6 protein-coding genes and 1 pseudogene are annotated in these 13,748 nt (G+C 62.3%); 6 read left to right on the forward strand and 1 reads right to left on the reverse strand.

Annotated elements, in window-relative coordinates:
* Positions 1–6: 6 nt before the first annotated feature.
* The 6 genes and pseudogenes from ABQZ00_RS07040 to ABQZ00_RS07065 all read left to right on the forward strand — a co-directional run.
* Positions 7–2,445: a S9 family peptidase gene (locus ABQZ00_RS07040; protein ID WP_503064247.1), complete on the forward strand. Its 2,439-nt coding sequence runs from the start codon at positions 7–9 to the stop codon at positions 2,443–2,445.
* Positions 2,446–2,544: 99 nt separating this feature from the next.
* Positions 2,545–4,299 carry a DUF6055 domain-containing protein gene (locus ABQZ00_RS07045; protein ID WP_323537244.1) on the forward strand — a complete coding sequence of 585 codons (1,755 nt, stop codon included), beginning with the start codon at positions 2,545–2,547 and terminating at the stop codon, positions 4,297–4,299.
* A 598-nt stretch (positions 4,300–4,897) separates the two neighbouring features.
* On the forward strand, positions 4,898–7,786 hold the full coding sequence (locus ABQZ00_RS07050; RefSeq protein WP_323537439.1) for a TonB-dependent receptor domain-containing protein: 2,889 nt from the start codon (positions 4,898–4,900) through the stop codon (positions 7,784–7,786).
* A 160-nt stretch (positions 7,787–7,946) separates the two neighbouring features.
* Positions 7,947–10,322, forward strand: a complete 2,376-nt coding sequence (locus ABQZ00_RS07055; RefSeq protein ID WP_323537243.1) for a beta-L-arabinofuranosidase domain-containing protein — start codon at positions 7,947–7,949, stop codon at positions 10,320–10,322.
* 362 nt (positions 10,323–10,684) lie between these two features.
* Positions 10,685–10,879 (forward strand): helix-turn-helix transcriptional regulator, encoded by a 195-nt coding sequence (locus tag ABQZ00_RS07060; protein WP_323537242.1) that lies wholly within the window; start codon positions 10,685–10,687, stop codon positions 10,877–10,879.
* A 13-nt stretch (positions 10,880–10,892) separates the two neighbouring features.
* Positions 10,893–11,123, forward strand: a pseudogene (locus tag ABQZ00_RS07065) (transposase); the annotation flags it as partial.
* A gap of 577 nt (positions 11,124–11,700) precedes the next feature.
* On the opposite strand, the gene htpG reads toward ABQZ00_RS07065, so the two are convergent.
* Positions 11,701–13,605, reverse strand: a complete 1,905-nt coding sequence (gene htpG / locus ABQZ00_RS07070) for a molecular chaperone HtpG (protein WP_323537241.1) — start codon at positions 13,603–13,605, stop codon at positions 11,701–11,703.
* Between the last annotated feature and the right edge of the window lie 143 nt (positions 13,606–13,748).

A 13,748-nucleotide genomic window follows, 5' to 3' on the forward strand; every position in this document is an offset into this window, starting at 1 on the left:
ACCACAATGAGGCTTGCAGTGCGCATGATCCCTAGGCTGTTTTTCCGTTGCCGCACGCTGCTACGGTCTGTTGCGATGTGGCCGTTGCAGTTGGCGTTGGCGGCCGCGTCCATCATGCCGGCGGCGGCATCCACGCCCGCATCTGCAGCGATGCCTACGGCCTCAGCGACCTCGAAAGCGATGCCGACATCTGCGTCCGCAGCGGCCCCCACTGCAGCGGATTACACGCGTGCGCTCGGTCTGTCGCAGCACTACGCCTCGCTGGTCGAGCACGAGCCCAGCATGCCGACGTGGGTCGATGCCGGGCACTTCCTGTATCGACGTGGCGTTGCCCGCACCGGTCAGCCGCCGGCCATCGAATACCGCATGGTGGATGCTGCCAGCGGCCGCAACACGCTGGCGTTCGACCATGCACGCCTAGCGGCGGCATTGACCAAGGCCGGTGCGGTCGCTGTGGATGCGGCGGCGCTGACGCTGCAGGCGCCCACCTTGCAGCAGGACCGTCTGGCCTTCCAGCTCGCCGGCGTCGGCTGGCAATGCACGCTGTCGCGCTATGCCTGCGTGCATCTGCACGACCGCGATGCGCCTCCGGAATCGATGGACATGCGGCTTCCGCTCGTGCCAGGCGAACGCAACGTCAAGCTGTCGCCGGATGGACGCTGGCGCGCCTGGATCGAACAAGCCAATGTGGTGATCGCGCCCGCGAGTGGCGGTGAGCGCAGCGTGCTCAGTCGCGATGGCAGTGCCGACGATTACTACGCGCTGGACAGCCTGGTGTGGTCGCCGGATTCGCAGCATTTGGCGGCGTATCGGGTCAAGGCGCCGCCACCGCGCATCGTCTATTACATCGAATCGGCGCCCGCCGACCGCGTGCAGCCCAAACTGCACCAGCAGATCTATCCCAAGCCGGGCGATGTGTTGCCGGTGATGCAGCCGGTGCTCTTCGACATCGCCACGCGCGCGGCGCATCCGGTGGCGATGACGCTGCTGCCCAATGCCTTCACCTTGAGCGAGATGGTGTGGTGGAAGGACAGTCGCGGTTTCACCTTCGAGTACAACGCACGCGGGCATCAGCTGTATCGCGTCATCGAGGTGGATGCACGCAGCGCCGCTGCGCGCACGCTGATCGAAGAAACCTCGCCCACCTTCATCGAATACTCCGAGCTTAGCGGCGAGCACGAAGACGGCGGCAAGCACGCGCGCCGCGATCTAGCCGATGGCGCGCAGATCGTGTGGGCCTCCGAGCGCGATGGCTGGGAGCATCTGTATCTCTACGATGGCCGCACCGGCGCAGTGATCCGTCAGCTCACCCACGGCGAGTGGGTGGTGCGCAAGCTCGATCGCATCGACGAGGCAGCGGGGCAGCTGTATTTCAGCGCCGCCGGCATGCAACCCGGCGAAGATCCGTATTACCGCCACGCCTATCGCATCGGCATCGATGGCAGCGGGCTGACCGCGTTGACGCCGCAGCAGGCCGACCATGCCGTGCAGTATTCGCCGGATGGAACATGGTTGCTGGATCTTTACTCGCGCGTGGATCTGGGCCCGGTGCTGGAGCTGCGGCGCAGCACCGACGGCAGCGTGGCACGCACCATCGAGCGCACCGATCTGAGCCGCCTGCAGGCGGCCGGCTGGCAGGCGCCGTTGCCGTTCCATACCACCGGGCGCGATGGCAAGACCGAAATCTGGGGCGTGATCCATCGCCCGCAACAGCTGGATCCGCAGCAGCGCTATCGCGTGGTCGAAGACATCTATGCCGGCCCGCAAGGTTCCTTCGTGCCGAAAAGCTTCACCACCCGGGTGCCGCCGCTGACCGCGCTGGGGTTTGCGGTGGCGCAGATCGATGGGATGGGCACCAATAATCGCGCGCGCGCCTTCCACGACGTGGCCTGGCGCAATCTCAAGGACGCCGGTCTGCCGGATCGCATCGCCTGGCACACCGCCGCGGCCGTGCAGTACCCGTGGTACGACATCCGCGGCGGCGTCGGCGTGTACGGCACCTCGGCCGGTGGTCAGAACGCGTTGGGCGCGTTGTTGTTCCATCCCGAGTTCTATGTGGCGGGCGTGGCCAATTCCGGCTGCCACGACAACCGCATGGACAAGATCTGGTGGAACGAGCAATGGATGGGCTGGCCGGTAGGGCCGTGGTATGCCGAATCGTCCAACGTGGAAAACGCCGCGCGCCTGCAAGGACATCTGCTGCTGGTCACCGGCGACATGGATATGAATGTCGATCCCGCCAGCACCTTCCAGGTGGCCGATCGCCTGATCAAGGCCGGCAAGGATTTCGATCTGCTGGTGGTGCCGGGTGGCGACCATGGCGCTGGTGGCAGTTACGGCCGCCGTCGGCTGCTGGATTTTTTCGTGCGCTGGATGCAGCAGGCACCAACGCCTGAGTGGAATCGCACATCGCCCGACCCAGCCGTCGCGCCGCCACCCGCGTGATTGCACGTGCATGCCGCGGTCTGCGGAATCGTGTGCATGCGTCGAGCACACCTGTTAGCTCAAAGCCCGCCATTCCGGCGTGGCTTGTTGGAGAATGTCATGCAACATCGAACACGCGTCATCGCCAACGCGATCCTGGCAACCGCCTTATCGGCAACGCTACCTGGCATCGCCGTTGCGGCGGAAACAGTGGGGTGTCAATCGCGTTCCAGCGATGCGCCGTGGGGTGCCGCCCAGCCGTTACGCACCTGGACGCCGAGCGGCGGTTCGGCCGCATTGAACGCGGTCGGCGCTGCCGAGGGGCCGCCGTTCCAGGCCAGGTTGGTCACTGCATTTGGCGAGGATTCGGCGGTATCGGTGCGATCGGTGGTACTGGAATATCCCGATGGTTGCCGACGGCGTTATCAGCTGCCGTCTTTCGCAGCGTCGGACCGGCAGTACGTCGCCACCGTTGCCAAGGCGCATCCGGTGCGCGTGGATCGGCGCACCTATGTCACCGCCGCCGAGCCGGACACGATCACCGCCGCGATGCTGGCGAATGGATCTGCGAAAAAATACGAAACCCAACACTTCGCCTTCTGGTACGGGGTGAAGACGGCTGGGGAGAGTTATCGCGATGTGGCCAAGCGCGGCGTCGCGTGGACGACCTTCGTTAACCAGAGCGCCGCCTGGTTCGAAAAGGTCTGGCAAATGAATGCCGATCTGCTGGGCGCACCGATGCCCTATGCCGGAGTAACGACGCCCAAACGCATCAATGTCTACCTGTGCGGCACCGGGCTGCCCTATGCGCAGGGCGGCGATCTCACCGAATGCGGCGCCAGTGCCGGGCAGGCGATCGGGGTCTCGTCATGGGCGCTTGGATACGGTTCGCACTCGGTAGCGCATGAGTTCGTGCACACCTTGCAGTACTACAGCGGCGGTTACCGCGATCTGCAGGCCGCTGGTTGGTTCTGGGAAACCCACGCCAACTGGAGCGCGTTCCAGACCGGGCGGATGGACGATTCTGCAGTGGGGTACTACCAGTCCAATCTTGAGAACGGGCCGCTGTTTCCGGAGAGCCGCTACGGCGCGCATCCGTTGTTGATGTTTCTGGCCGAAGCAGATGCAACCCGTTCGCTGGTCTGGGACATGTGGCTGAAAAATCAGCGTAATGCCGCTGGCGATACCGTGGAACTGCCGATGCAGACCGTAGTCCGCCTTGGTCAGCAACAGGGCGTGTTTCCGCAGGGTTTTCGTTCGTTTGCCGATTTCATGGGGCGCTACGGTGCGCGGCTTGCCGCATTCGACTTCCTCAGCCAGAAGGCCTTGCTCGACATCAGCAAGGACCGCGCCGCCGCCAAACGCTATGTGCCGTTAAGGGCATTGGCCGCGCGCGGCCGGTATGCCTCCTCACCGGAGCGGCCGTTGAACATCTACGGTACCCATGTCATTCCGCTGACACCGCAGACCGGAGCAAAAACAATCAGCGTGAGCTTGCAGGGGAAGACCGCTGCCGACCAGGCGGCGTGGCGTTTTACCCTGGTCAGTGTGGATGCGCAGTCCCGCCCGACCTATGCAGCACTGGCGGCAGTGGAGGCGACGGCAAGCAGCACAGTGAGCTTGGCGCTGCCGGCGGACGCCAAACAGACCTATCTGGTGGTCACGGCCACGCCGTATCGCTACAGCATCGTGCCGACCATCGTCGAACAGTTGGCAGGCAAGAAGCCGGTGCAGTTTCCGTACGAAGTCAGCATCGCCGGCGCCACGCCGCTGTCGGGTTCGGCCAGCACCTGCTCGGCCTATACAGGAACCGATGGGCTGGATCAGAACTGGAACACCAACGGCCATCGTATCGATGAGACGGCATGCAGATGAGGCGCTGATGTTGCAGCGATAAGCGTCCCCGACCGCAGGTCCACGCTCTGGATCTGCGGTCGGCGTATGCCAACACAGCAACTATCGCGAGTGCGCGTCAGCTGGGGGCGGGCGGCGCTGCGAAGCCGCCCTGGACGCACGCTATGCAGCACTGCGCATCGTCGCGCTGGTCTGGCGGACCCAGGTGTTGCGGTGGTCGCTCTCGATGTGCGGCAGGCGACACCAGCACGCCGAGGTGGCACAGCGCTGCCTGCACGCACACCCATGCGCATGGCAACCATGCTGTTTTCCGCATGCACGGTCGACAAATGCGACAAGACGTAGCGCCTGCGCACAGGCACATTGTGACCAGCTGATGAAACTGGAGCGCATGGGCGACTCCATGAACGAACCAACCTCCATCGGATACCACGCGTGGTTGCGCGATCGAACCTGATCGCGCGCGTTGATGGATGTCTGCGTCTGCGGTACGGCCATGGCGAAGGATTTCGTCGCGGTGCCTGTCTTCCATCTGTTCTGACCCTCACTGGCGCATACCGGTACGGGAGTGTGTTGCCCGTCGTTTAGCCACTTTTCAATTCAGGAGACTTGCATGTCGATGCCGTCGCTGCCCATTCCTCGTCGCACCGTGACCAGGCCGCGCCCGCTGCCCAGCATGCTCGCCACCGCGTTGGTGCTGGCGCTTGCCGCAGGCACGGCGGTTCCTGCACATGCGCAACAGGCCGGCAACGGCGACGCGACGCAGACGCTGGACAGCGTGGTCGTCACCGGGTCGCGCCTGCGCCGTGTGGACACCGAAACCGCAAACCCGGTAGTCACGGTGAGCCAGGAACAGATTGCTGCAACCGGCAAGGCCACAGTGGGCGACCTGCTGCAGGAACTGCCATCGATCGCCGGCAACGCCACCAACCCGTACACCAATAACGGCGGCGGCACCGGTGCCTCGGCGATTTCGCTACGCGGCCTGGGCGACAAGCGCACCTTGGTGTTGGTCAACGGTATCCGGCTTGCGTACAACGACGTCAACGCCATTCCGACCAGCATGATCGAGCGCATCGAGGTGCTCAGCGATGGTGCTTCTGCGGTGTACGGGTCCGACGCCATCGGTGGTGTGGTCAACTTCATCCTGCGCACGCACTTCGACGGCGTGCAGTTCAGCAGCGACTTCGGTACCAGCAGCGAGCGCGATGGCAACCGGCGCAACTTCGCACTCACCGCCGGCAAGACCTGGGAGCGTGGCAGCCTGATCGGCGGGCTGTCGTACCACAACATCGACCCGGTCTCGGCCGGTGCGCGCGACTACTCCAAGGACGCGCTGGCACTGACCGATGGCGTGCCGGTGAAGCAGGGGTCTTCTGCCACACCCGCCGGCACGGTCAACTTCAACGATGGCTCGGATCAGTCCAATCAGCTTCGGCAGGCCAATGGCTGCGCGCGGGTCACGCTCAATGGGGGCGTCAGCGGTCGCGCCGGTCCAGGCGATTTTCACTGCTATAACCCCAGCGCCGATTCCTACAACTATCAGCCGTTCAATTTGTTGCAGACCCCGCAAAAGCGCACCAATGCCTTCCTGCTGGGCACATTTCGCTTCAGCGACAGCGTGGAGGGGTACGTCAACACCTGGTTCAGTAAAACCGAATCGGCCTCGATCATCGCGCCGATTCCGATCTTCTCCAACGGCGACAACATCCTGGTGTCGTCGCAGAGTTACTACAACCCGTTCGGCGTCAACTTCGGTACCGACCGCACCACCGGTACCTCGTACAACGACCTCAATACCCGCGCCACGGTGCTGGGCAACCGCAGTTATCAATACAACACCTACAACTTCCAGATCAGCCCCGGCGTGCGCGGTCGCTTCGGCGACAGTTCCTGGCAGTGGGATGCAAACTTCAACTACGGCAAGGTCAAGCAGAAGTCGATCAATAACGGCTTTCTGGACTATGCCGCGTTCAATCAAGCCATCGGGCCGTCGTTTCTGGACAGCGACGGCGCAGTCAAATGCGGCAGCGCAGGCGCAGCGATCGCTGGCTGCACACCGCTGAATTTCTTCAACCTCAACGACAGCTCAAACCTGGCCACCTTGCAGGGCATGGTGGTCAACCCGATCGTGACCAGCGTCTACACGGTCAAACAATTCGAAGCCAATGCCAACGGCACGCTGTTCGACCTACCGGCCGGTGCGGCCAGCCTGGCGGCCGGGCTTTCGTATCGCAAGGAACGCTCCACGACGGCATCCGATGCGCTGTGGACCGGCGACGAAAACGGATTGTGCGGGGTGATCGAATACTGTTCGTCCACATTGAGCGGCGGCTTCGACGTCAAGGAAGCCTATGCCGAAGCGTTGTTCCCGCTACTCAAGGACCTGCCCGGCATCAACGCGCTCAATATCACCCTGGGCACGCGTTTTTCGGATTACAGCTCGGTGGGCAGCAAGACCAATAGCAAGGTGTCGTTGGAGTATCGGCCGATCGAAAATCTGCTGGTACGCGGCACCGTCTCGCAGGTGTTTCGCGCGCCCAACATCAACGAGCTGTATGCCGGCGTGGCAGGCGATGCGGCCACCGTCAACGACCCCTGCAACGGCTACACCGGCGGCAATACCGTGGCTTGCGCCAATGTGCCCACCGACGGCAGCTACCAGCAATCGGACGGGCAGGTGTCGGGCAAGGTGTCCGGCGCGGCAGTGGCGGGCTATCAACTCAAGCCGGAAACCGGCAAGTCGTACGATGTGGGCCTGGTTTACGACCCGCAGTGGATCGATGGCCTGTCGATCAGCGCCGACTGGTGGCGTATCGATCTGGAAGACACCATCACCACTGTCTCCGCGCAAACGGTGCTCAACCAGTGCTACGCCAACTCGGCAAGCGCGTTCTGCGCGTTGATTCATCGCAACGGCAACGGCACCATCAATTACATCGCCGAGCCCACCGTCAACCTCGGCAAGCTGTGGGCCAAGGGCATGGACTTCAACCTGACCTATCGCCTGCCGGCGACTGCCTGGGGCAACTTCAACGTCGGTCTCAACGGCACCTATCTCACCCGCTACGACGTGCTGCCCGATACCACCGACCCCAGCTCGGTCACCATCCATAATGTGGGTCGCTACACGCAGGCATACGGCAATTTCCCACGCTGGCGCGCGCTGGGTACGGTGAGTTGGGCATTGGACGACTGGAGTGCTACCTGGCGCATCCGCTATGTCGGCAACACTGCCATCGGTAATTCGGATCCGGACCAGAGCCTGTCGGCCGATTCCAGCCAGCCGACAGTGGTGCGCAACATCGGCGCCTACGTCTACAACAACCTGCAGCTCGGCTACAACGTGCAGCCCTGGCATACGCGCTTCGAAGTGGGCGTGGACAATATCGCCAACAAACAACCGCCGCTGTATTACTCCAACAATGTCGGCAATGCCAATACCGATGTGGCCACCTACGATCTGCTTGGCCGGTTCTACTGGGCGCGCGCGACGGTGAAATTTTGAGTGCGGCCACATCGACTGCGCTGTCTGATCGCACTGCCGCTGCCCGATCCGATCGGGCATTGGTAGACCATGTTGCCCATATGCTCTACATCGCGATTGCCGCTCTGGGCTGTAACCGCGCGCGCAGTCTGCAAGCATCGGCAGGAGCTAAGCTGACCTCATGACCGAGCCATCCAACACCGAGCGCACCACCGCGCATGCGTTGACCCTGTCGCGGCGGCGTTTTCTGGCCTGGAGCAGCCTGGCAGTGGCGGCGGGCTTCCTGCGCTTCCCTGCCGACGCCAGCGCCGCGCAGCCGGGAAGCATGCGCGCAGTGCCGCTTGCTCAGGTCCGCCTGACGCCCTCGCTGTTTCTGGATGCGCTCAACACCAATCGACGCTATCTGATGCGGCTGCAGCCGGACCGGCTATTGCACAACTTCGTGCTGTACGCAGGCCTCGACCCCAAGGCGCCAGCCTACGGCGGTTGGGAAGCGGACACCATTGCCGGCCATACGCTCGGCCACTATCTCAGCGCGTTGGCGTTGATGCATGCGCAAACCGGCGATGCGCAATGCGCGACACGTGCTGCGTATCTGGTGAGCGAACTGGCGCGTTGCCAGGCGCATGCAGGCGATGGCTATGTGGCTGGCTTCACCCGCAAGAACGCGGCAGGAAAGATCGAAAGCGGGCGCGCGGTCTTCGATGAGCTCAAGCGCGGCAAGATCGACCCCGCACCGTTTTATCTCAACGGCAGCTGGGCGCCGCTGTATACCTGGCACAAGCTGTTCGCCGGCCTGCTCGATGTGCATGCGCACTGCGGCAATGCGCAGGCGCTGCAGGTGGCGGTGGGGCTGGGTGGTTATCTGCAGGGCATCTTCGCAGCGTTGAACGATGCGCAGCTGCAGAAAGTGTTGTCCTGCGAATTCGGTGGCCTCAACGAATCGTTCGTCGAGTTGCATGTGCAAACCGGCGATGCGCAGTGGCTGGCACTGGCGCAGCGGCTGCACCATCACGCCGTACTCGACCCGCTGGTCGCCCAACGCGATGAACTGGTCCACCAGCACTCCAATACCAATATCCCCAAGCTGATCGGCATGGCCCGCGAGTACGAGGTCACTGGCGACGCCGCCTCCGGCGCGGCAGCGCGCTTCTTCTGGCACACGGTCACCGACCGCCACACCTACGTGATCGGTGGCAACGGCGACCGCGAATACTTCCAGCAGCCGGATAGCATCTCCAAGTTCCTCACCGAGCAGACCTGCGAGCACTGCGCCAGCTACAACATGCTCAAGCTCACCCGGCATCTGTATCAATGGGGGCCGCAGGCGGCGTATTTCGACTACTACGAGCGCACGCTGCTCAATCACGTGATGGCGCAGCAACACCCGCGCACCGGCATGTTCACCTACATGACACCGCTGCTGGCTGGCGAAGCGCGTGGCTGGTCCAAGCCATTCGACGATTTCTGGTGTTGCGTCGGCAGCGGCATGGAGGCGCACGCGCAGTTTGGCGACTCGATTTACTGGGAAGACGGGCAGGGCGTCTACGTCAATCTGTATGTGCCCTCCAGCGTGCGCGACGCAGCGGGCTTCGCACTGAGCTTGCGCAGCACGCTTCCCGAGCAAGGCCAGGTAACACTGCGCATCGACGCCGCGCCGGCAGGCACACGCACGCTCGCCTTGCGCGTGCCCGGTTGGGCCGGCGCGCACACGCTGCAGGTCAATGGCCAGCTGCAAACACTGCAGCCAGTGGAGGGCTACCTACGTATCGACCGGCTGTGGAAGGCCGGCGACAGCGTGTCCCTGAATCTGGAGATGCCGCTGCGCCTGGAACCCACACCCGACGATCCGGCGTGGGTGGCCGTCATGCGCGGCCCGCTGGTGTTGGCCGCCGACCTCGGCGATGCCGCAACACCATGGAACAACAAAACGCCGGCGCTGGTCGGTGGCGATGACGTCCTGCAACGTCTGCAGCCGCTGCCGGCCCATGGCCACTACGCCTATGCCGATGGCGCCCAGCAATGGCGTTTTTCCCCGTTCTACGCCCAGTTCGATCGCCGCAGCGCCGTCTACCTGGAACATCGCGATACCGCTGCCTGGCAACAACGCCAGGCCGAACAAGCTGCAGTCGACGCAACGCAACGCGCACTCGACGCGCGCGCACTGGATCGTGTCGCCCTGGGCGACGACGTATCAGAAAAGGCACACGCCCTCACCAGCGACAGCTCCTACGCCCTCAGCTACCGCCGCCGCGCCGGCCGCGACGCCCGCACCGGCGGCTTCATCGCCTTCACCCTGCGCAACACCGCCCAGGCCCGCATCCTGCGCCTACGCTACTGGGGCGACGAAACCCGCCGCCGCTTCCGCATCCTCGCCGACGGCGAACTCATCGCCAACGAGCGCCTGGACGGCAATCGCGGCCTGGACTTCATCGATGTGGACTACGCATTGCCCACCGCAGTGGCCGGCCGCGCCACCCTACAGATCCGCATCGAACCGGAAACCGGATACTCGGCCGGGCCTGCGTTCGGGTGTTGGGTGTTGGAGTCGGCGTGAGCGCGTACATAGCAGCGACCACGACTTCACTCTATGGTCGATGTCGTCGCCTGCAGCTGATGATAGGTGCCTCTGCCTAAGGGCGACGATGCTAAAAAACGAAATGAATCACGTTCTTTAACGGGAGATAACGCTATTGCGCCCAGTCATGGTTGTGTCTGCGATTCGTTATGTAGTCCGCAACATCTGACTCCAAAGTGCTACTGGCACGACTTGATAAATTCGCAATGCTTCCGCGCAAATGATGGGAGCTTCAATGTTCCCAGCTGTTATCCAACTAAAGCCCTTCCTACTGTTTGACTTCGGCTCTTCAAGTGAGGAGACTCTGAACCTATGCATGTAGGAGATGGTGGAGGAGCTAATTGGACAGCGAAACGATTTCTTTAGCGACGAGGATCCGTGCTGCCAGGATTGGGGCTGGAATGTCCCAGACCGAGCTGGCGCAAAAATTGGGCGTCAATAGGGCAACCGTTGGGCACTGGGAACGTAGTGGATTTGCGCCCAGCCTCGATTACCTCTATGCGATGAGCGGTGTTGTGCAAGGCAGTCTAAATTGAGTTTTTCACGCCGTTACTAATCTTCGCCGCGTTGCTCGGAACAACGGAAGCCTTTGACTCCATCGAGCAACTCGCCTTTGGCAGCGGTCATTGGCGCGTACGCAATGCTGCACTAGAAGTCGCTAGCTTGCTCGCACCAGGAGAGAGGGGCGGGCTGTGGCGCAGCGCCGAACACGATGCCGATCCGGCAATCCGTCGTTCGGCGAGGATCTGGCTGGAACGGGAGCAGAGCGAAGTCGAATGATGGGTTTCTTTCGAGATAAGTTAAATACCCGGTTCGTTCGCCGATGGGGTGGGGGTATCCTGTTTGCAACTGCGATCTTGCTCCTGTCCAATCCCGAGTTGCTGTCGGCTGTGCTGTTGGTAAATATGATTGGTGTGGATGTGCTGGTCTTGTTTATCGGAATTCAACTGCGGCAAAATTGGTCGATTATTAGTGCCTTCATTATTGCTCCCTGCTGTATTAGGATAAAAAGGCTGTTTAAGTCGAATTGAATTCTGGTCAAGAATTTTGAGTCATAGTTAGATGCCAGTCGTATGAGGTCTTCATGGTGGTCTAAGATTACTGCTGGATAGTGGTCGCTACGGACTGCGTTGAGGCTGAATCGATGAATATTCTATGTCAGTAGCGTGGTAAATATCCTCTAGGGCTCATTATCTAGATCTAAATGGATGGCCGGTCTCGTCTGCAGCTACTCCTATGTTAAGGCATGTAGCAAAAAAAGTGCGGAGGAGGAAGGTTGGTCAAGCATTTGCCAGTTTAAATACAACGGCCAGAGTATGCTCCAGCCGTTGTATTTTCAGCTGCTACATCGCAGCTGTTAGGCCGACAACTCCAACAACAACTTATTCAACCGCCGCACATACGCCGCCGGATCCTTGAGGCTATCGCCCGCCGCCAACGCAGCCTGGTCGAACAATACGCGGCTCAAATCGCCGAAGCGGTCCATGTCTTGTTCCGCATCCAGCTTTTCGATCAGCGGGTGGGCCGGGTTAAATTCGAACACCGGCTTGCTTTCCGGCACGGCCTGGCCGCTGGCTTCCAGCAACTGACGCATCTGCAGGCCCAGGTCGCCCTGGCCGATGGCGAGGATGGCGGGGGAGTCGGTCAGGCGGTGGGAGACGCGTACTTCGGCCACGTCGTCGCCGAGGGCGGTCTTGATGCGCGAGGCCAGGCCTTCCTTGGACTTGGCGACTTCTTCCTGCGCCTTCTTGTCTTCTTCCGAATCCAGCTTGCCCAGGTCCAGGTCGCCGCGTGCCACGTCGACGAACGACTTGCCGTCGAATTCGGTGAGGTAGCTCATCAGCCATTCGTCGATGCGGTCGGTGAGCAGCAACACTTCGATGCCTTTCTTGCGGAAGACTTCCAGGTGCGGGCTGTCCTTGATCTGCGCGTAACTTTCGCCGGTGAGGTAGTACAGCTTGTCCTGGCCCTCGGCCAGGCGGCTCACATAATCGGCCAGGCCCACACTCTGCGCGCCGGTGGTGTCGTGCGTGGACGAGAAACGCAGCAGGCCGGCGACCTTTTCGCGGTTTGCATAATCTTCAGCAGGGCCTTCTTTCAACGCCTGGCCGAAGTTGCGCCAGAAGGTGGCGTAATCGTCAGGCTTGTCCTTGGCGAGTTTTTCCAGCATGTCCAGCGAGCGCTTGGTCAGCGCGGACTTCATCGAGTCCACCACCGGGCCGGATTGCAGGATTTCGCGCGAGACGTTGAGCGACAGATCCGACGAATCCACCACGCCCTTGATGAAACGCAGGTACAGCGGCAGGAACTGCTCGGCCTGGTCCATGATGAAAACGCGCTGCACGTACAGCTTCAGGCCCTTGGCCGAATCGCGGTGATACAGATCGAACGGGGCGCGGCCGGGAACGAACAGCAGCGAGGTGTATTCCAGCTTGCCTTCGACCTTGTTATGGCTCCACGCCAGCGGGTTGCCCGCATCGTGCGCGACGTGCTTGTAGAACTCCTGATATTCCTCGTCCTTGATCTCGGACTTGGGGCGCGTCCACAACGCGCTGGCGCGGTTGACCGCTTCCCACTCCGGCTCGGCGGGCGCATCGGCCTGTTCGCCGTGATGCTCCTTGCGCATTTCGATCGGCAGGCCGATGTGGTCGGAATACTTCTTGAGGATGTTGCGCAGGGTCCAGCTGTCGGCGAAAGAATCTTCGCCTTCCTTCAGTTGCAGCACGATACGGGTGCCGCGCTCGGGCTTGTCGATGCTGGCGATTTCGAATTCGCCTTCGCCACGCGAGGACCAATGCACGCCTTCGTTGGCGGGCAGGCCGGCGCGGCGCGAGTACACGTCCACCTGGTCGGCGACGATGAAGGCGCTGTAGAAACCGACGCCGAACTGGCCGATCAGGTTGGCGTCCTTCTTCTGGTCGCCGCTCAGATGCTTGAGGAAGTCGGCGGTGCCGGACTTGGCGATGGTGCCCAGATGCGAGACCGCATCCTCGCGGCTCATGCCGATGCCGTTGTCGTCGATGGTGACGGTGCGCGCGTCCTTGTCGTAGTCGACGCGGATGCGCAGCTCGCTGCTGCCTTCCAGCAGCTCGGGCTTGACCAAGGCTTCGAAGCGCAGCTTGTCGGCGGCGTCGGCAGCGTTGGAAACCAGCTCGCGCAGGAAGATTTCCTTGTTCGAGTACAACGAATGGATCATCAGCTGCAGCAGCTGCTTGACCTCGGTCTGGAAGCCCAGCGTCTGCTTGTCGGTGTCAACGGTCATTGGGGTCGTGCTCCATGGTGGTCCGGGCCGCACTGCGGCCGATGGCCTGGGGGATGAGGCCGTCGGCGGTTTTTTTCAAGGCGTGCCTGCGCGAAGGTGTGGCGCGTCGGTGCCCCGGACGGGCGGGGCGGGTATGCCGGCGG

The organism is Xanthomonas sp. WHRI 10204 (assembly GCF_040202875.1).
GTDB lineage: Bacteria > Pseudomonadota > Gammaproteobacteria > Xanthomonadales > Xanthomonadaceae > Xanthomonas.